This window comes from Colwellia demingiae, from assembly GCF_007954275.1.
Taxonomy (GTDB): Bacteria; Pseudomonadota; Gammaproteobacteria; order Enterobacterales; family Alteromonadaceae; genus Colwellia; species Colwellia demingiae.
Genome location: NZ_VOLT01000009.1, coordinates 147574 through 168002 on the forward strand (window position 1 = coordinate 147574; position 20429 = coordinate 168002).

At 37.1% G+C, this 20429-nt stretch carries 20 protein-coding genes; 10 read left to right on the top strand and 10 right to left on the bottom strand.

Annotated features, from left to right (window positions below):
• Positions 1-63: 63 nt before the first annotated feature.
• Together ESZ36_RS16760 and fdxA are read right to left on the bottom strand one after the other, a co-directional pair.
• Entirely contained in the window at positions 64-984 is a 921-nt protein-coding gene (locus ESZ36_RS16760; protein ID WP_146789978.1) for a fructosamine kinase family protein, read from the bottom strand.
• 89 nt (positions 985-1073) lie between these two features.
• Positions 1074-1409, bottom strand: a complete 336-nt coding sequence (gene fdxA / locus ESZ36_RS16765) for a ferredoxin FdxA (protein WP_146789980.1) — start codon at positions 1407-1409, stop codon at positions 1074-1076.
• Between the two features lie 147 nt (positions 1410-1556).
• On the opposite strand from fdxA, the gene ESZ36_RS16770 reads away from it, so the two are divergent.
• Positions 1557-3242: an NAD(P)/FAD-dependent oxidoreductase gene (locus tag ESZ36_RS16770; RefSeq protein WP_146789982.1), complete on the top strand. Its 1686-nt coding sequence runs from the start codon at positions 1557-1559 to the stop codon at positions 3240-3242.
• 21 nt (positions 3243-3263) lie between these two features.
• Here ESZ36_RS16770 and ESZ36_RS16775 read toward each other — a convergent pair whose 3' ends face one another.
• Positions 3264-3986, bottom strand: coding sequence for an SRPBCC family protein (locus ESZ36_RS16775; protein WP_146789984.1), 723 nt, complete (start codon positions 3984-3986; stop codon positions 3264-3266).
• 385 nt (positions 3987-4371) lie between these two features.
• Here ESZ36_RS16775 and thrS point away from each other — a divergent pair, with 385 nt between their 5' ends.
• The 5 genes from thrS (at position 4372) to ESZ36_RS16800 (ending at position 9061) form a co-directional block, all read left to right on the top strand.
• On the top strand, positions 4372-6282 hold the full coding sequence (gene thrS / locus ESZ36_RS16780) for a threonine--tRNA ligase (RefSeq protein WP_146789986.1): 1911 nt from the start codon (positions 4372-4374) through the stop codon (positions 6280-6282).
• A gap of 124 nt (positions 6283-6406) precedes the next feature.
• Positions 6407-6964 (top strand): translation initiation factor IF-3, encoded by a 558-nt coding sequence (gene infC / locus ESZ36_RS16785; protein ID WP_146789988.1) that lies wholly within the window; start codon positions 6407-6409, stop codon positions 6962-6964.
• A gap of 211 nt (positions 6965-7175) precedes the next feature.
• The gene (rpmI, locus tag ESZ36_RS16790; protein ID WP_033080618.1) at positions 7176-7370 is read left to right on the top strand and encodes a 50S ribosomal protein L35; all 195 of its coding nucleotides are present in this window, start codon (positions 7176-7178) and stop codon (positions 7368-7370) included.
• 16 nt (positions 7371-7386) lie between these two features.
• Positions 7387-7746 (top strand): 50S ribosomal protein L20, encoded by a 360-nt coding sequence (rplT, locus tag ESZ36_RS16795; RefSeq protein ID WP_011043699.1) that lies wholly within the window; start codon positions 7387-7389, stop codon positions 7744-7746.
• A 211-nt stretch (positions 7747-7957) separates the two neighbouring features.
• Entirely contained in the window at positions 7958-9061 is a 1104-nt protein-coding gene (locus ESZ36_RS16800; protein ID WP_146789990.1) for a phosphoribosylaminoimidazolesuccinocarboxamide synthase, read from the top strand.
• A 242-nt stretch (positions 9062-9303) separates the two neighbouring features.
• Here the strand turns inward: ESZ36_RS16800 and ESZ36_RS16805 are convergent, their stop codons facing one another.
• Positions 9304-10341, bottom strand: coding sequence for a Leu/Phe/Val dehydrogenase (locus ESZ36_RS16805; RefSeq protein ID WP_146789992.1), 1038 nt, complete (start codon positions 10339-10341; stop codon positions 9304-9306).
• Between the two features lie 229 nt (positions 10342-10570).
• On the opposite strand from ESZ36_RS16805, the gene ESZ36_RS16810 reads away from it, so the two are divergent.
• Complete coding sequence (locus ESZ36_RS16810; RefSeq protein ID WP_146789994.1) at positions 10571-10978, top strand: DUF4826 family protein; 408 nt, start codon at positions 10571-10573, stop codon at positions 10976-10978.
• A gap of 149 nt (positions 10979-11127) precedes the next feature.
• On the opposite strand, the gene purB is transcribed toward ESZ36_RS16810, so the two are convergent.
• The 5 genes from purB to ESZ36_RS16835 form a co-directional block, all read right to left on the bottom strand.
• On the bottom strand, positions 11128-12498 hold the full coding sequence (gene purB / locus ESZ36_RS16815; RefSeq protein WP_146789996.1) for an adenylosuccinate lyase: 1371 nt from the start codon (positions 12496-12498) through the stop codon (positions 11128-11130).
• 73 nt (positions 12499-12571) lie between these two features.
• Complete coding sequence (hflD, locus tag ESZ36_RS16820) at positions 12572-13207, bottom strand: high frequency lysogenization protein HflD (RefSeq protein WP_146789998.1); 636 nt, start codon at positions 13205-13207, stop codon at positions 12572-12574.
• 73 nt (positions 13208-13280) lie between these two features.
• Complete coding sequence (gene mnmA, locus ESZ36_RS16825; protein WP_146790000.1) at positions 13281-14408, bottom strand: tRNA 2-thiouridine(34) synthase MnmA; 1128 nt, start codon at positions 14406-14408, stop codon at positions 13281-13283.
• 111 nt (positions 14409-14519) lie between these two features.
• The gene (locus ESZ36_RS16830) at positions 14520-15029 is read right to left on the bottom strand and encodes an NUDIX hydrolase (RefSeq protein WP_246129143.1); all 510 of its coding nucleotides are present in this window, start codon (positions 15027-15029) and stop codon (positions 14520-14522) included.
• Complete coding sequence (locus ESZ36_RS16835) at positions 15019-15624, bottom strand: pseudouridine synthase (protein ID WP_170235870.1); 606 nt, start codon at positions 15622-15624, stop codon at positions 15019-15021. Before ESZ36_RS16835 ends, ESZ36_RS16830 begins: the two co-directional genes overlap by 11 nt.
• A 182-nt stretch (positions 15625-15806) precedes the next feature.
• Between ESZ36_RS16835 and ESZ36_RS16840 the strand changes: the two genes are divergently transcribed.
• Positions 15807-18038, top strand: a complete 2232-nt coding sequence (locus tag ESZ36_RS16840; RefSeq protein ID WP_146790004.1) for an NADP-dependent isocitrate dehydrogenase — start codon at positions 15807-15809, stop codon at positions 18036-18038.
• Between the two features lie 241 nt (positions 18039-18279).
• Positions 18280-19530 carry an NADP-dependent isocitrate dehydrogenase gene (gene icd, locus ESZ36_RS16845; protein ID WP_146790006.1) on the top strand — a complete coding sequence of 417 codons (1251 nt, stop codon included), beginning with the start codon at positions 18280-18282 and terminating at the stop codon, positions 19528-19530.
• 93 nt (positions 19531-19623) lie between these two features.
• Here the strand turns inward: icd and cspD are convergent, their stop codons facing one another.
• A complete protein-coding gene (gene cspD, locus ESZ36_RS16850) occupies positions 19624-19842 on the bottom strand; it encodes a cold shock domain-containing protein CspD (protein WP_011043688.1) in 219 nt (72 codons plus the stop codon).
• A 254-nt stretch (positions 19843-20096) separates the two neighbouring features.
• On the opposite strand from cspD, the gene clpS reads away from it, so the two are divergent.
• Positions 20097-20417: an ATP-dependent Clp protease adapter ClpS gene (gene clpS, locus ESZ36_RS16855; protein ID WP_146790008.1), complete on the top strand. Its 321-nt coding sequence runs from the start codon at positions 20097-20099 to the stop codon at positions 20415-20417.
• Positions 20418-20429: the final 12 nt, after the last annotated feature.

The following is a 20429-nucleotide window of genomic DNA, read 5'->3' on the forward strand; positions in this document are numbered from 1 at the left end:
AAAAATAGTCGAAATTTTTTCTGGAAAACGAATATTTATATATCTACTTATTATCTTAAATTATTAGTGTAATGGTAATGACATAATTCTTGATAACGTTGCTTTGGCTTGATCAATATAAATGCCGCCGAAAATATTAGCGTGATTTAAAATATGGTAAAAATTATAGACTAGTTTTCTTTGTTCGTAACCATCATCTAAGGGATATTCTGCTTGGTAGCCATGATAAAAATCATCAGGAAAGTGACCAAATAGTTCGGTCATAGCAATATCAACTTCTCGGTCGCCATAATAGCAAGCAGGATCAAATATCATCGCCTGTTCACCAGAAAAACCGGTATTACCTTGCCATAAGTCACCATGAACTAAGCAAGGAGACACTTGATGGTGTAGTAATGCGTCGTGACAAACTTGCGTGATATGCTCAATATTACCCAGCATAATTGAACGCTCAGACAGTAATTGTAATTGCCAAGCAATTCGTTGATCAGAAAAAAAGGTGGTCCAGTTACTGCTCCAATGATTGGGCTGAATTGTACTGCCAATGAAATTATCATGTTGCCAACCAAATTGACCGTGGCGAGTTTCATAATGCATTTGGGCGAGCTGTTGACCCAATTGATACCAAAGAATAGGTTTTGCTCTACTAAAGTCAATATAATCGAGTATTAAGAAGCTCTTGTCTAAACTAGTGCCTATACCTGTCACGCTAGGGCTGGCAATGTTAGCCAAACTATTGAGTTGCTTCAATGAGTATGCTTCCGCTTGGAAGTTTTCAAGGTAGTCTTTGTTGTTGATTTTTAGAAAATAACTGCGATGTCCGTCAGTAATTTTGAATGATAAATTTGGTGGTGGTTCTTTCTTATCATATGAACAAGTGAATGAGGAGCTGCTGGCGGGCCTTGTTGATATTTCCTTTTTGTCTGAAATATAAAATGGCTTCCCAGTTTCAACGCTAATGGCTTGTTCAATGCAATGCCACATAGTTATCTCCAAGGGTAATTATATGTTCTTTAGTATAGCTGTTTTCCCGCAGAGTGTTGTCTTGGTAATAAATATTTATTTAACACGTTTTAGTCATCTGATTGAGTTTCTAAATATTGAATTTTATCTGTGACGCCATCCCATTTTTTTGCTTGTTCTAAGGGCGGCTTAACTTCGGTAATTCTAGGCCAGTGTTTTGATAATTCGGCATTAAGTTCAATGAACTCTTGCTGGTCTGCGGGGACTTCATCTTCCTGATAAATAGCGCCTGCGGGGCATTCAACAGGGCATAGGTCACAGTCGATACAATCATCAGGACTAATGACCAGAAAATTAGGGCCTTCATAGAAGGCATCAGCAGGGCACACTGCCACACAGTCAGTGTATTTACATAATATACAGTTATCGGTTACTACAAATGCCATAGTGTTATCTAAAGTCGTTAATATTTGTCTTAATAGTGGTGTGGATCATACCTTTGTTGAGAGCAATTTCAATCTCTTGTTTCTAAAATGTTAGCGTACAGGTAAAATAGCGAAAAATATTACTCTTCCTATGCTGGATCTCAAAGAATGATTCGTTTAACCAATATTAAACTTGCGCTTGACCATCAAGAGCACGAACTTGAACAAGCAATTTTAACTAAATTATCAATTAAAGACGTTCAGTTAATAAAATTCACAGTGTTTAAACGTGGTTATGATGCGCGCAAGAAAAATAATATCTTCTTGATATATACCCTTGATGTCGAAACGACTGTTAATGAACAGCTTCTGGCAACATTTGAGGATGATACCCAAGTAAAAGAAACACCCGATATGGCCTACAAATTTGTTAGCCAGGCACCAAAGAATCTTAAAAATCGTCCTGTCGTTATAGGTATGGGACCTTGCGGTATCTTTGCTGGCCTAGTGTTAGCGCAAATGGGCTTTAATCCTATTGTGCTAGAACGCGGTCAAGAAGTTAGACAACGTACTAAAGATACGTTTGGCTTTTGGCGTAAAAAAGTACTGAATACTGAATCCAATGTGCAATTCGGTGAAGGAGGTGCGGGGACCTTCTCAGACGGCAAACTTTATAGTCAGGTGAAAGACCCTAAGCACTACAGTCGTAAAGTGCTTCATGAATTTGTTGCAGCGGGCGCACCTGAAGAAATTCTTTATGTAAGCAAACCCCATATTGGTACGTTTAAATTAGTGACTATGGTTGAGAAAATGCGTGCCAAAATTTTTGAACTTGGCGGTGAGGTTAGATTTAACCAGCGGGTTGATAATATTCACTTTACTGATGTTGATGGTAATGAATGTACTACGCAAGGTATTGAAGGTTATCAAAATCAAAAAGTGACGGGGTTAACACTCTCTAATGGTGAACATATTGAAACTAATCATATTGCTTTAGCCATTGGTCATAGTGCTCGTGATACCTTTAGCATGTTATTTGATGAAGGGGTTTACATTAAAGCAAAACCGTTCTCAGTTGGTTTTCGTATTGAACACGAGCAGGCGGTTATTGATGAAGCACGCTTTGGCAATAATGCCGGTAATGAAATTTTATGCTCTGCAGATTACAAGTTAGTTCACCATTGTAGTAATGGTCGTTCTGTTTATAGTTTTTGTATGTGCCCAGGTGGAACTGTTGTTGCCGCAGCTTCTGAAGAAGGACGTTTAGTGACCAACGGTATGAGCCAATACTCCCGTCTTGAGCGTAATGCTAATAGTGCTATTGTTGTTGGTATTGAACCGGAAGATTTTATCACCAGTGAATTTGCCTCGAACAGAGATTATGTGCTTGCGGGTATGGAGTTTCAACGTAGGTTAGAAGAAAAAGCATTTAAACTTGGCGGCGAAAATTACGACGCACCAGTACAACTTGTTGGAGATTTTATCGCAGGGCGTAAAAGTGGCGAGCATGGCTCAGTAACGCCATCTTATAAACCGGGTGTTACTTATTGCGATTTAAGTGAAACTCTACCGGATTATGCGATAGCCGCCATTAGAGAAGCATTGCCTGCTTTTGATAAAAAAATTAAAGGTTTTTCAATGGCGGAAGCAACATTAACCGCAGTAGAAACTAGAACTTCATCACCCATTCAAATTACACGTGATAAAGAAACGTTACAAAGCCTTAATACGCAAGGTTTGTATCCTGCTGGCGAAGGTGCTGGTTACGCAGGTGGTATTTTATCTGCAGGAATTGATGGTATTAAGATTGCTGAAGCAATGGCATTAGCCATGACAGCAGAGCAACAGCCTTAATTTAGGTGTATAAAAGGTCTTTTAGTTAGAAGGTATTACTGATAATTCAGTAATACCTTCTACTGTTTGTTGTTGCCATTTTTCTTTTGGTAACTGACGCCTAATATTACGCATACTTTTCCAAATAGATTTAAGCGCTAGATGATCAGCTAACCATTTTGGTGTGTCTCCTCGGCCATCGGCGATAAAAATATATTCAATCAAAATCTCACTACCTTCCTCCTCAGAGTACTTTGGTATTATTTTCCAATGTGCACTATGAGTTTTTATTTGTAAAAAATCATCTAAATTACTAACGGCCAATGACATGAAGTCGTTAACCAAAGCAGACTCTGCATCTGTTAGATTGATTTCTACACTCAGATCATCATTTTGCCAATAAGTGGAATGTAGCATTAATATTCTAGGCTCTAATGGCCAAACTTGAGTAAGTTTTATATAAAAACTATTTTCTTTTGCTGAGTATTGCTTAATTATTTTGCTTTCACCGGCATTTATTAACCAGTTTTGTGTGTTATTGACGTCTTGCAAAAAGAGTAAAAATCCAGAGATACTTGAATGGACAGTCGCTGTCGCTTTAATTTCAATTAGCTTGTCGTCAGTGTGGGTATCTATTTTAGCGGGACGATAACTAACACTTTGAGAGCTACTTTTGTTCCATAACTTCCATGGGACTTGTGCGGCATATGCTAAATGTAGACAACTAAAAAGTAGTAGTATGATAAGAAGGGACGTTTTGTTCACTAAATTCAGCTGGTTATTAAATCATTGAACAATAGTATTACTGATTTTCCGCTAAAGTGCTATGTAGTTTAAACGCTGATAGTTTTGTCATTTATTCCACAGATATAGCTTTGTTAAAGGATAGTTTTGACTGTAGTCGAATTTAAAGCGGGTATAAACCGTTTTAATTGTTCGAACCGTGTTGAAAACCCTTGTTTAAAAAGGGTAAGGCTTTTACAATCATCGGGTGAAAAACCTAATTTAATAAAAAGAGCTGTATGCTCTTTTTTCTGTTCAGGATGAACATGATTAAGCGATTGCAGGATGCAGCAGCTAATACCATTTATTTTTAACTATTAAAACTCAAGCGACGCTTCGTATTGCGCCGCCACTGATAAGGAAAAACATGCCTGTAATTACTCTCCCTGACGGTTCACAACGCTCTTTTGAAAATGCTGTATCTATAATGGATGTAGCCCTTGATATTGGTCCTGGTCTTGCTAAAGCAACCATTGCAGGTCGTATCGACGGAAATCTTGTTGATGCTTGTGAATTAATTACTCAAGACGCCTCTTTACAACTTATCACCAGTAAAGATAGTGAAGGTCTTGAGATCATTCGTCACTCATGTGCACATTTATTAGGGCATGCAATAAAGCAGTTATACCCAAATGTTAAAATGGCTATCGGTCCAACGATCGACAATGGCTTTTATTATGACATTGACCTTGATGAATCAATTACTGAAGATGATTTAGTTAAGCTCGAAAAACGCATGACTGAATTAGCACGTACCGGTTATGAAGTTGTTAAGAAAACAGGTTCTTGGCAAGATGCTTATGACGCCTTTACCGAACGTGGCGAAACATACAAATTAGCTATTCTTGATGAAAACATCGAGAAAACAGATACACCGGCTTTATATCATCATCAAGAATACATTGATATGTGTCGTGGTCCTCATGTACCAAGCATGCGTCATTGTCATCATTTTAAATTAATGAAAGTTGCTGGCGCTTATTGGCGTGGCGATTCAGACAACAAAATGTTGCAACGTATCTATGGCACTGCATGGGCGGATAAAAAGCAACTTAAAGCTTATATCGTACGTTTAGCGGAAGCTGAAAAGCGTGACCATCGTAAAATTGGTAAAACATTAGATTTATTCCATTGGCAAGAAGAAGCGCCAGGCATGGTGTTTTGGCATAACGATGGTTGGACTATTTATACTGAGTTAGAGAAATTTATTCGTGAAAAGTTACACGAATATGATTACGACGAAGTTAAAGCGCCAATGATGATGGATAGAAGTCTTTGGGAAAAATCAGGACATTGGGACAAATATGCCGATGGCATGTTTACTACTACTTCTGAAAAACGTGAATACGCAATTAAACCAATGAACTGCCCAGGTCATGTTCAAATATTCAATCAAGGTTTGAAATCTTACCGTGATTTACCATTGCGCATTGCTGAGTTCGGCTGTTGTCATCGTAATGAACCTTCAGGCTCTTTACATGGTTTAATGCGCGTTCGTGGCTTTACTCAAGATGATGCTCATATTTTCTGTATGGAATCACAAGTTCAAGCGGAAGTGAAAAAATGTATTGAAATGGTATATGACGTCTATGGCTCGTTTGGCTTTGAAGATGTTGTTGTCAAGCTTTCTACCCGTCCTGAAAACCGTATTGGTAGTGATGAGATTTGGGATAAAGCGGAAGCTGGTTTAGCACAAGCATTAACAGACAGTAATATTGCTTTTGAATACTTACCTGGTGAAGGTGCTTTTTACGGTCCTAAAATAGAATTCACTTTAATGGATTGTTTAGGTCGTGCTTGGCAATGTGGAACAGTACAACTTGATTTTGCATTACCAGAGCGTTTAGGTGCAACTTATGTCGGTGAAGATAACGAAAGATATACTCCGGTAATGATTCACCGAGCTATTTTAGGTTCATTAGAACGTTTTATTGGTATTTTAATCGAAGAGTTCTCTGGTAAATTTCCAACATGGTTATCGCCTATTCAGACAACAATTATGAATATTACTGATAAACAAGCGCCATATTGTGAGAAAGTTGTTAAAAAACTAAAAGAAAATGGCTTTAGAGCAAAATTAGACTTGAGAAATGAGAAGATAGGCTTTAAAATCCGCGAGCACACTTTGAAGCGAGTTCCTTATTTATTAGTTGTTGGTGATAAAGAGATGGAGTCCGGTGAAATATCCGTTCGAACTCGAAGTGGTGAAGATTTAGGAAAAATGTCGGTTGATGATTTTATTGCTAAGTTATCTGATGAAGTTAAAACACGTCAGTAACACTTAAATAACGATAAAGCTAAAAACGGATAACATATAAAAATAACATAGTCTGCCTTTCCTATAATTGTATAGAGTAAAGGCAGAGATTACATAAGCAGATTAAAGAGTTCTTTGGAGGAACATGGCTATTAAAGGTGGACAACGAGGCGGGCGTAAAGAGCCAGCTCATCGTTTGAATGAGTTAATTACAGATATTTTAGACAACGAAATTCGTTTGATTAAGTTTGACGGAGAGCCTGGTGGCATCGTTACATTAAATGAAGCAATGGACCAAGCTGACGAAGCTGGTGTTGATCTTGTTGAAATTAGCCCTACTGCTAAACCACCAGTTTGTCGTGTGATGGATTACGGTAAATTCATCTATGAAAAAGCTAAAGAACAGAAAGAACAACGTAAAAACCAGAAACAAATACAGGTTAAGGAAATTAAATTCCGTCCTGGTACAGATGAAGGCGATTATCAGGTGAAATTACGTAACCTGAAACGCTTTTTAGAAGGCGGCGACAAGGTCAAGGTTACATTACGTTTCCGTGGCCGTGAAATGGCCCACCAAGAGCTCGGTTTAGCGCTTCTTACTCGTGTTAAAAACGATTTAGAAGAATTAACCGTACTTGAATTCTTTCCGCGTAGAGCAGAAGGACGTCAAATGGTGATGGTCTTAGCCCCTAAAAATAGATAATCTTTGGTTTGACAAGTAATTAAACTTTTACTTTTTATTAAATAGAAGTTTAATTCACCAATTTTATCTTTACGCTGGTAGTACAGGCTTGCAAGTAAATTGATTGTTTCATGTTTTATTGTGATAAAAATCAGTTTCGCCCTCGCTACTTAATATTTGGCATATACCTCTTCTTTTATTAGAAAAGTGTATAAATTTGAGAATTATTCACATGCCTAAAATGAAAACCAATAAAGGTGCTGCAAAGCGCTTTAAAAAAACAGCCAATGGCTACAAGTTCAAACAAGCTGGCCTTCGTCATATCTTGACTAAGCGTCGTACTAAAGTTAAGCGTCATCTTCGTGCTAAATGCATGATCGCCGCATCTGACATTAAGTCAGTTAAAAAACTATTACGTCACGGTTAATTAGGAGAGATAGAAAATGGCTAGAGTAAAACGTGGTGTACAAGCTCGTGCACGTCACAAAAAAGTTCTAAAGCAAGCTAAAGGTTATTACGGAGCACGTAGCCGTGTTTACCGTGTTGCTTATCAAGCAGTAACTAAAGCAGGTCAATACGCTTACCGCGATCGTCGTCAACGTAAACGTCAATTCCGTCAGCTTTGGATCGCTCGTATTAACGCAGCAGCTCGTCAAAATGGTTTATCTTACAGTAAATTCATTAATGGTCTTAAAAAGGCTTCTATTGAAATAGATCGTAAGATCCTAGCTGACATCGCAGTATACGACAAAGCAGCATTCACTTTCCTAGTTGAAAAAGCGCAAGCTTCTTTAGCTGCTTAAGTAAAGTAATGTAAGCTTAATTAAGATTTAGTTAAGCTTAAAAAAAAGGACGCTTTATAGCGTCCTTTTTATTTTTAAAAGATAGTGTTTAACTAAAGTTATTACTCGGTAATAGTAACGTTAGTTAAGCAGCAATTTTTATACACGCTGAAAATATTTAATACTTAGACTGATTGGTATTAACCAAAATTAATAATTAAGAGAAATAATTATGAACTTAGCTGATAAAGTTTTAGCCGTTAATAACGACCTTCCTATCCGTACTGATGCACCTGTACACAGTGGTAAAGTACGTTCTGTTTATTGGTTGACAGCAACAGATAGCAAGCGTCTTATCGAAGAAAAGGGCTATGATGTTCCCAGTGATACTTCGTTAGCCATTATGGTGATAAGTGACCGAATTTCTGCTTTTGATTGCATTTGGTCAGGAGAGAATGATATGCGTGGTGTTCCTGGTAAGGGCGCAGCACTTAATGCAATATCAAACCATTGGTTTAAATTGTTCAAAGAGCAAGGTCTTGCTGATAGCCATATTCTAGACATTCCGCATCCCTTTGTATGGATTGTGCAAAAAGCTAAGCCAGTAATGATTGAAGCCATTTGTCGTCAATACATTACAGGTTCAATGTGGCGTTCATATACTAAGGGTGAAAGAGACTTTTGTGGTATTGAATTACCAGAAGGGTTAGCGAAAGATAGTAAGTTAACTGCACTATTACAAACACCTTCTACCAAAGGTATATTAGAAGGTATTCCCGGTGTTCCTGCTGTTGATGATGTCAATATTACGCGTAAAAACATTGAAGATAATTTTGAAGCATTTAACTTTAAATCAGTCGATGATATTGCACAGTATGAAAAGCTGCTGACTGAAGGTTTCGATGTTATTTCTGCCGCTTTATCAAAAATAGACCAAGTTTTTGTTGATACAAAGTTTGAGTTTGGTTACGTCAAAGATGTTAACGGCGATGACAAACTAATTTATATGGATGAAGTGGGTACGCCTGATTCTTCACGAATATGGGATGGGGAACAATATCGAGCAGGTAAGGTTGTTGAGAACTCCAAAGAAGGTTTTCGACAGTTATTGTTAAACCATTTTACGGATCCTGATATTTTATTAAACAAAGATCGTATGAGTGAACGTGAAGCATTAGCACGTGATAATAAACTTCCGCTGTCAGTACTTATGGATGTTTCAAAAACTTATACTGATATCGCAGAAAAAATTACTGGTGATAAAATTGTTTTATCTGATAATCCTAAAGCTGAAATTGTTTCAATTTTACGTGAGCAGTATCAGTTAATTGATTAGTCTGTAAAATATCGAGTTCATAAAAAAACCAGCTGATTGCTGGTTTTTTTATATCAAATATTTAATACCAATTGAACTAAGTAAGTGATCATTTTCAAATGGCCTAAATATCCAATAACGTCGTTGCTTTCAATCCCAATAGCTAGCTATTGCTCAGTCAAGCGTCTTGTTCTTGAAAATTTAATCTCATTGAATTCTGTAACCTTAATTAATCCAAATGGTATAAGTCTTAATTATCGAAGCTAAGCTTTACCGCCATTCGCAATTATCTCACGCGCCATTTCATCAGCAATGATGCCTGTAGGTCTATTTTGAGCATCCGCTTTAGCGTAAATATCTAACAAGGTGTGATAAATGTCACCAACTTTATTAGTTGATTTTTCGTGATCATAATTGTCTTCAAAAGATATGTTGATTATACCACCCGCATTAATCACATAATCGGGTGCGTATAATATACCGCGTTCAACCAATGCTTGGTCATGACGAGGTTCGGCTAATTGGTTATTCGCACAACCTGCAATGATAGTCGCTTTTAAACGATGTAGGGTTTCATCATTGATAGTGGCACCCAGAGCGCAAGGCGCATAGATATCGACGTCTTGATCGTATATTTCATCTAAGCCTACTATGGTGGCATTAAACTCAGTAGCAGCCATATCCAAAGCTGTTTGGTTGATATCAGTGATAAAAAGTTTTGCCCCAGCTTTGTGGAGGTGCTCACATAATTGATAGCCTACGCTACCTAAACCTTGAATGGCTACTTTGAGACCAGTCAAATCATCGCGGTTAAGTTTATGTTTTACTGACGCTTTGATACCAAGGAATGTTCCAAGAGCTGTAAAAGGTGCAGGGTTACCACTTTTACCTTCAGTGCCTGTTACGAAAGGGGTTACGCTGTTTGTGATGTCAATATCACTGGTAGTAATATTGACATCTTCCGCACTTAAATAGCGTCCATTTAGCCTATTTAAAGCTTCACCAAAGGCCTTGAATAACGCTTTTGATTTTAGTTTTTTAGCATCGCCAATAATGACAGACTTTCCTCCGCCCATGCTAAGACCAGCCATAGCATTTTTATATGTCATACCTTTAGATAGTCTTAAAACATCAACGAGGGCTTCATCATCGTCAGCGTAATCCCACATTCTACAGCCACCCACTGCTGCTCCAAGTTTGGTACTATGTACGGCAATAATAGCCTTAAGGCCACTCGCTTCATCACTGCAATAAACTACTTGCTCGTGGTCGTCAAAATCTGGTAAATCAAATAAAGCCATTGTTTGTCTCCATTCTTTCTTGCTAGAAAAGGCAATTTAAATGTGTTGTAATGTTGTTAAGGAACGATAGCACCTAGAAAAAACTCAAGCTAGTCACTGATAAAATTAACAATTTAAACTTAGGATGCAAGCTGTAAGCGAAAAGCTACAACATGCAAATTTAACGTGACAAACAGAGCTTTGCTATAAATAACTAATCCAAAATAAATTCGAATAATTGAGAATTAAAATGACCGAAGCAATACAAATGACAGAAGAGCAGCAACAGCAATGGATAAAAACGCAATATCAAGTTGCTACTAAATACCTAGCCGAGAAAGGTGTTGTTACACAGAGTGTTCAGGTAGAAGAGAGTCGTTATTTAGTACCGATATTGGCGTTATGGAAGTTGACATCTATAGATGGCAATAAGTTTTGGGTTTTATGTGGGGATTTACCGAGCGACCATAGCGGTGTTGATGTTGCACCTAATGCTCGTGAAGCATTAAGGCACTTCTCCTTAAAGTGGCAAATGCAAGCTGAAAACTTATTACAAGCCAATAATGAAGAACAAAATAAATTTGCTCATTTATTAATTGGTCGTGCCGATGGTTTGTACAAATTATTCAATAATGAGTCATTGTGGCAGTCAAAATAAATTAGTCTTTTTATATTTTACAGGGTGTTAATCCAGAAAAACACTAACACCATGTTTCATTTACAAATTTGACAAATAAATATACAAGTATAGAAATAAAAAAAGAAGGCAGAGCCTTCTTTTTTATAGTCAAAATCTGAAAGAAAAGATTATTTTAGTTCATCAATGAAAGCAACTGCACGGCCAATATAGCTAGCAGGTGTCATTTCACATAACTGAGCTTTAGCATGGTCAGGTAATTCAAGAGTCATGATAAAAGCACGCATAGAGTCACCATTAACACGTTTACCACGCGTTAATTCTTTTAGTTTCTCATAAGGCTTTTCAATACCGTAACGACGCATAACCGTTTGTACCGGCTCTGCTAAAACTTCCCAATTACTATCTAATTCAGCGGCTAAGTTAGCTTCATTTACTTCTAACTTACTAATGCCTTTTAAAGTTGCACCGTAAGCAATCATTGTATGAGCAAAACCAACACCTAAGTTACGTAGCACTGTTGAGTCAGTCAGGTCACGCTGCCAGCGAGAGATAGGCAATTTCTGTGATAAATGAGTGAATAGTGCGTTTGCAATGCCTAAGTTACCTTCAGAGTTTTCGAAATCGATTGGGTTAACTTTATGTGGCATAGTTGATGAACCAATTTCACCAGCGATAGTCTTCTGCTTGAAATGGCCCATAGCAATATAACCCCAAATATCACGATCAAAATCGATTAAAATGGTATTAAAACGTGCTATTGCGTCAAATAATTCAGCAATGTAGTCATGCGGTTCAATTTGTGTAGTAAATGCGTTGAATGATAAACCTAATGAAGTAACAAATTCATTAGCGTATTCATGCCAGTCAACTTCAGGGTAAGCGCTAAGGTGAGCATTGTAGTTACCTACAGCACCATTGATTTTACCTAACATTTCAACGTTAGCAATTTGCTCACGTTGACGTTGTAGACGTACATAAACGTTAGCCATCTCTTTTCCTAGCGTGCTAGGTGAGGCAGGTTGGCCATGAGTACGACACATCATTGGAATAGTTTTATATTCAATCGCTAGCGCTTTCATTGCCGCTAAAATGTTATCCATTTCTGGTAATAATACATTCTCACGACAGTCAGTTAACATTAAGGCGTGTGATAAGTTATTGATGTCTTCTGAAGTACAGGCGAAGTGAATAAATTCAGTCACAGCGTTTAATTCAGCGTTATCAGCAATTTTCTCTTTTAAGAAGTACTCAACCGCTTTTACATCATGGTTAGTTGTTGCTTCAATTTTTTTGATTGATAAAGCATCTTCTTCGCTGAAGTTAGTAACTATACTATTTAAAACATCATTCGCTTGTGCTGAAAATGCAGGAACTTCTGCAATTGCGCTAGTTGCTGCAAGTTTTTGTAACCAACGTACTTCAACAGTAACACGGTATTTAATTAGGCCAAATTCACTAAAAATAGGGCGCAATGATTTTACTTTGCTACCATAACGACCATCTACAGGTGATATTGCACTTAATGCTGAAAGTTCCATAATTTTTCCTAGGTTATATTAATATTCTCTTTAATTAAAATGCTTAATTTAAGAGTTAAATAGTGTTTAAATTTTATCGAATAGATTTAAGTAATTCTTTTGCGGTATCGACTATTTTCTTACGACTGAATAATATGTGGCGTCTTTTACCGCCTACTTGTCGCCATAATACAGCCGCACGTATACCCGCTAATAGTAAGGCTCTAATTTTATATTGGTTTATATTTTGTTTTAAAATACTTGGCTCGCCAGTGACCTGAATCTTATGACCTAGCGGGCTGATAATATCGCTATAAATACTAGCGAAACTTGCCGTTAATGTGTCGCTGGTTAGTGTGTAATGTTCAAGTTGCCGCTCGGTTGCGTTTATACGTTCACCGAGAGCGTTAAGCTGTTTAGGTTGCTTAGTAAGACGTCTTTCTAAATTTATTAAGCTAATGATATAGCGAGTAAGTTCGGGATCTTTGCCCTTTTTAGCGCTGTCTGTACCATTATCACTACCTAAATGGCTGATTAATAGCTCAAGACCTTTTTTAATATTACCGATCTCACCACCATAAACCGCTAAGGTATTTACTGGCGAGGTTTCAATGATACTTTGCAATAAAACACTGAATTCTTCATCAGAGATTTGTCCCGTGCGTGATACTTGTTGTACTTGATAGGCTACTTGACAAATAGCCGCAAAGGTAATTGTTTGATCTTTCATTGTTTCTCTAGTTTTTAGTTTGTCTGTTTTACTTTATTAGTCTTAGTTGGACTTGGCTTAGGCATGCTCAATGTTAGCGAATAAGGGTATCAATGATACCACCACCTAAACAGACATCATTTTGATAAAATACAACGGACTGTCCAGGAGTCACTGAACTTTGTTGCTCAGTAAAGTCTATTTGATATTCTCCCGTAGCAGAGTCGCTTATAGGAGTGACAGTACATGAAACATCTTCTTGACGATAACGAGTCTTCACTGTGCATTTAATGCTCGTTGTTAGTGCTTTTCTATCAACCCAATGTAATTGATTGGCAATTAGGCCTTTAGAAAATAGGCGAGGGTGGTTATGCCCTTGACCAACAATAAGCACATTGCGTAATAAATCTTTTTCAACAACATACCAAGGCGCTTCACCTGCATCAGCTAAACCGCCAATACGCAAACCCTTGCGTTGTCCTAAAGTATGATACATAAGCCCATCATGATGACCGACAGCAACACCTTCTGCTGATTCAATAATACCGGGCTGTGCAGGTAAATATTGACCTAAAAAGTCTTTGAATTTACGCTCACCAATGAAACAAATACCAGTACTGTCTTTTTTGTTATGGGTTATTAATCCCGCTTTTTCTGCGATAGCACGTACTTCAGGCTTTTCAATATGGCCAACAGGAAATAAAGTGTGCGCTAACTGAGCTTCATCAAGGGTGTAGAGAAAATAACTTTGGTCTTTATTATTATCAAGACCTCGTATCATTTTCCATGAATTATCGCGTAGCTCACGCTGAACGTAATGTCCGGTGGCAATGTAATCAGCACCTAAATCTTCACAAGCAAACTCTAAAAATGCTTTGAACTTTATTTCTTTATTACACATGATGTCAGGGTTGGGAGTACGTCCAGCCTTATATTCAGCTAGGAAGTACTCAAAAACATTGTCCCAATATTCAGTAGCAAAGTTGATAGTATGTAATTTGATATCTAGTTTGTCACAAATAGCCTGCGCATCTTCTAAATCTTGGGCTGCAGCACAATACTCATCAGTATCATCCTCTTCCCAATTTTTCATAAACAAACCCTCTACTTGGTAACCTTGCTCTTTAAGCAAATAAGCAGAGACAGAAGAGTCGACACCTCCAGACATACCAACAATGACTTTGGTTTGTTCTGGGGCTTTAGTATTTGAGGCTGTTAACATGTGTTTTGACCAATAGATTTATTAAAAATTAGCGTACTAACTATAATTAAAAGTAAGTGTACTGAAATAAGAGGCGAAAAATTATAACATGCACAACTAATAGGATATAGATTAAAGATTAGATTTTAACTGTGATAACGGAATTTTATTGCCAGCTAAGTAATCTTCTACACACTCTAGCACCATAGAACTACGTAATTGAGAACGTTTTTCTTTGATTTGTTCAAGGGTATACCAATGGGTATCAATGATTTCATTGTCTTGAGGTTGGCCTTTTAACCACTGTTTTAATTCGACAACAAAACAAAAGCGTAAAAAATATAGCTTGAGATCAGGTTGGTGAAAATAATAAATACCGCATAAAAAATCGGGTTCTACTTGTAAGCCTGTTTCTTCTAGTACCTCTCGTTTTATGGCCGCAGTAAGACTTTCATTTTCCTCTAAATGCCCGGCAGGTTGATTAAAAACGACTCGGCTCTTTTCATGTTCTTCAACAAACAAAAATTTACCACCGTGATGAATAATGGCAGCAACGGTTGTATTTGGTTTAAATTGATTTATACCATGGTCGTTTTCATTAGATATATTAGGACCAGATGTGAGGGGCTTGTTACTGCTCAACTTTATATTCCCCATTATTAATATTGTCTAATGTCCAGTTACCAATACGATATCTAATGAGTCGCAGGGTAGGGAAGCCTATGTTTGCTGTCATCCGTCTAACTTGTCTATTACGACCTTCTGTAATTGTAATTTCTAGCCAAGTCGTTGGGATACTGGCACGCTCTCTTATAGGAGGATTACGTGGCCAAACGTTAGGTTCAAGCATAATGGCAACTTTAGCCGGTTTAGTCATACCGTCCTTTAATTCGACTCCTTGACGTAATTTTGTTAAATCTTGTTCTGAAGGCGTCCCTTCAATTTGCACCCAATAAGTTTTTTCGGTCTTCTTAACTGGATTGGCAATCTGATGTTGTAATTTCCCATCATTGGTGAGTAACAATAAGCCTTCACTATCTCTATCTAGTCTTCCCGCGGCATATATACCTGGTATTGTAATAAAATCTTTTAATGTACGGCGGTTGTTCTCATCGGTAAATTGACAAAGAACGTCAAACGGTTTGTTAAAAAGCACTACTATCTGCTTTTCATCAAGTGGTCGTACCTTTCTTTGCTTTTTAGCGGTATGTCTTGTATAGCCGTTGCTCTGATTCATTTGTAGACTAATTTTCCTTTAAAATATGTGATGCCTTTCTGCTTGGCTATATTAATACGCTTTGAATTACTATACTATGTGCGCGCAAAAAATAAATTTTAGCTTGGGTGAATATGCATTAAATTCTAATAGATATTTATGTGTTCACCGGAGCTTTTTGGCTAATTAAAGTAGGAATCTCAATGAGCACTGATAACTCAAAAATCATTTATACTATTACCGATGAAGCGCCTGCCTTAGCGACGTATTCTTTATTACCAATTATTCAAGCTTATACTGCTTCTTCAGGCATTAACGTTGAAACACGTGATATTTCTTTAGCCGCTCGTATCTTAGCGAATTTCCCAAAATACTTAACTAAAGAGCAGCGCGTTGATGATGCATTATCTGAGTTAGGTAAATTAGCTAAAACTCCAGAAGCTAATATTATCAAGTTACCAAATATTTCAGCATCTATTCCACAATTAGAACTGGCTATTAAAGAATTACAAGCAAAGGGCTTTGACTTACCTCATTATCCTGCAGAACCACAAAATGAAGCGGAAGAATCAATTAAGCTAACTTACGCTAAAGTTTTAGGTTCAGCTGTTAACCCAGTATTACGTGAAGGTAATTCTGATCGCCGTGCACCGGGTTCTGTTAAACAATATGCACGTAACAACCCACATTCAATGGGAGCATGGTCTTCTGAATCAAAATCACATGTTGCTCACATGGTATCTGGCGATTTTTACGGTAGTGAAAAATCAGTAACTATTGATGGAGCAACCAATATAAATATTGAGTTTGTTGCTCAAAATGGTGACGTGACATTATTAAAATCAAAATTACCATTACTTGATAAAGAAATTATCGATGCTTCAGTAATGAGTAAATCAGCATTAATCGAATTCTATGAAACTGAAATTGATAAAGCTAAAGAAGAAGATGTTTTACTTTCATTGCATTTAAAAGCAACCATGATGAAAGTTTCAGATCCAATTATGTTTGGCCATGCTGTTAAAGTATTTTATAAAGATGTATTTACTAAACATGAAGCTACCTTTGATCAGTTAGGTGTCGACGCTGATAACGGTATCGGTGATGTTTACGCTAAAATCGCACGTTTACCTGCTGCTCAAAAAGCAGAAATAGAAGCCGATTTACAAGCTGTTTATGCAACTCGTCCTGAAATGGCTATGGTTGATTCTGATAAAGGTATTACTAATTTACACGTGCCTAGTGATGTAATCATTGATGCATCAATGCCTGCTGCTCTTCGTGCCTCTGGTATGATGTGGGCACCGGATGGAAGTCAAAAAGATACTAAGTTTATGATCCCAGATCGTAACTATGCTGGTGTTTTCTCAGCTGTAGTTGATTTTTGTCGTGAAAACGGTGCTTTCAATCCAACAACAATGGGTACTGTGCCAAATGTAGGCTTAATGGCACAAAAAGCAGAAGAGTATGGTTCACACGATAAAACTTTTACCATGTCAGCTACCGGTGTTGTTCGTGTTGTGAATGATAACGGTGATACTTTGATCGAACAGAATGTTGCCGAAGGTGATATTTTCAGAATGTGTCAGGTTAAAGATGCACCTATTCAAGATTGGGTTAAATTAGCAGTAACTCGCGCTAAAGCAACGGGAACTCCAACAGTATTCTGGTTAGATGAAAATCGTGGCCATGATGCAGAAATGATCAAAAAAGTTAATACTTATTTAGCTGACCATGACACTACCGGCCTAGATATTCAAATTCTTGAACCTGTTAAAGCGTGTGAATATACGCTTGCACGTGTTGCTAAAGGTGAAGATGCAATCTCAGTTACCGGTAATGTATTACGTGATTACTTAACTGATTTATTCCCAATTTTAGAGCTTGGTACAAGTGCTAAAATGCTTTCTATTGTGCCACTAATGAATGGTGGTGGTTTATTCGAAACTGGTGCTGGTGGCTCTGCGCCTAAGCACGTTCAACAATTCGAAAAAGAAAACCACTTGCGTTGGGATTCTTTAGGTGAGTTTTTAGCGCTTGCTGCATCTCTTGAACATGTTGCAATAACGACAGGTAATGCTAAAGCACAAATATTAGCTGATACATTAGATTCGGCAACGGGTAAATTCTTAGATACTAATAAATCGCCATCTCGTCGAGTTGGTGAGTTAGATAACCGTGGTAGCCATTTCTATCTTGCTATGTATTGGGCACAAGCCATTGCAAAACAAACTACAGATACAGATCTTAAAGAAAGCTTTACAGGTGTTGCCCAAGCACTCACTAAGCAAGAAGAAAAAATTGTAGCTGAATTAAATGCAGCTCAAGGTCCAGCTATCGATGTTAATGGCTATTATTTTGCGGATACTCAACTTACAGAAAAAGCAATGCGCCCAAGTGAAACATTGAATACGATTTTATCTGCATTGCTATAAGTCAATTTTTTGATTTAAAATAAATATGTAGTTAAGGTGCTAGTAAATAGCACTATATTAATCAAAAGCTAAGAAATAATGCTTAGTTTTTGATTATCTTTATTATTATATTTAAGTCTAATTTATGTTTATTCATTTTAATGATAGTAGTTATCACTAAATAGTGATTAGTGACTTATCCTTTTTTGAATTATTTTAGTAAAATAACCTTTTTATACTTGTTTAATGTGGAGCTCGCCCTATGACTAATCAAATCATCATCCCCACTACCGGAGATAAAATTACCTTTGTTGATGGTAAATTATCAGTACCAAATAATCCGATAATCCCTTTTATTGAAGGTGATGGCATTGGTGTTGATGTAACACCCCCAATGCTAAAAGTTGTGAATGCAGCAGTTGCTAAAGCATATGCCGGCGAAAGAGAAATTGCGTGGATGGAAGTCTATGCGGGCGAAAAAGCAACTAAAATGTATGATAGTGAAACGTGGCTACCTGAAGAAACACTGGCCATATTACAAGAATATAAAGTTTCCATTAAAGGACCTCTAACTACACCAGTAGGTGGTGGTATGAGTTCTTTAAATGTAGCAATAAGACAAATGCTTGATCTTTACGTGTGTCAACGTCCTGTACAATGGTTTACTGGTGTTCCAAGCCCAGTTAAAAGACCTTCTGAAGTTGATATGGTTATCTTTCGAGAAAATACCGAAGATATTTATGCTGGCATAGAGTTTCAAGCCGGTAGTGACAAAGCGAAAGCTATGATTGAATTTCTAACGGAAGAAATGGGTGCTAATAATATCCGTTTTACTGATAATTGTGGTATTGGTATAAAACCTGTATCAAAAGAAGGAAGCCAACGTTTAGTCAGACAAGCGATTCAGTACGCAATTGATAATGATAAAGACTCGGTAACTCTGGTTCATAAAGGTAATATTATGAAATTCACAGAGGGCGCTTTTAAAGATTGGGGTTATGAACTTGCTCGTGATGAATTTGGTGCTAGTTTGATTCATGGTGGGCCTTGGAGCACGCTTACAAACCCTAACACAGGTAAAGAGATTATCATCAAGGATGTTATTGCTGATTCTATGTTACAGCAAGTTTTATTACGTCCTGCTGAATATAGTGTTATCGCTACGTTAAACTTAAATGGTGATTATTTATCTGATGCGCTTGCTGCTCAAGTTGGTGGTATAGGTATTGCACCAGGAGCAAATTTAGGCGATGAAGTTGCTGTATTTGAAGCAACCCACGGAACAGCTCCTAAATATGCTGGTAAAAATAAAGTAAACCCTGGTTCTGTTATTCTTTCTGCAGAAATGATGTTAAGACATATGGGCTGGTTAGAAGCGGCTGATTTATTGCTTAAAGGAATGTCAGGAGCAATCAAAGCGAAAACAGTAACATATGATTTTGAACGCCTTATGGATGATGCGACATTAGTCTCTTGTTCAGCGTTTGGTGATTGTATTATTGATCATATGTAAATATTGATCATATACACTAACGAAAATTATCTAATAAAAAACACAGCTAAATAGCTGTGTTTTTTTTTATCATATTAGCGTAACATTTTATATTTATTCTAGTTCGCCATCAGCTAATTTGATACTTGCTGCGTGATGACCTTTAGGGCCATCATTTAGTTCGTAATCGACATCCTGTCCTGCTTTTAATGTTCGATATCCATCCATTTCAATAGTTGAATAGTGTGCGAAAATATCTTCTCCGCCGCTATCTGGGCGAATAAAGCCAAAACCTTTCGCATTATTAAACCATTTAACTGTACCGTGTGCCATACTTCAACTTCCTTCTATATCCTTTAGTATTCAATTATGTTTTACTTATATTTACGTACCATGCTTTAAAAAGAGTAGGTAAATAATAAGTAGGTGCATAGACAACAGATTAAGCGACTAAAAATTAGCCACCTATAGAATCGTAGATAAATTATAAAATTTGTCAAGTTTAAAAGCTGTTTTTTTTTATTGTTTTCAGCTTAATTGCACGAAAAGTTACAGCAAAAGTAAAAAGTAGAGACTAAGATAAATATATGAGCAACTGGAAAGAGTTATTTGACACCGAAGGCATTGTAGAAGAGTCAGTTAAAGAGCAAATAGAAGAGCCAGCTAGATACTATGTTTTTTTACTTAATGATGACTACACCCCAATGGATTTTGTTGTAGACGTATTGTGTAACTTTTTTAATAAAAGTGAAGAGCAGGCAACAGATATAATGTTAACCATTCATTATAAAGGAAAAGCCCTTTGTGGCACATATACTGCTGAAATAGCAGAAACAAAAGTAGAACAGGTTGTCCGGTACGCTTTTGAAAATCAGCACCCTCTTAAGTGTGTGATGAAAAAAGCCTAAAGTTATAAATTG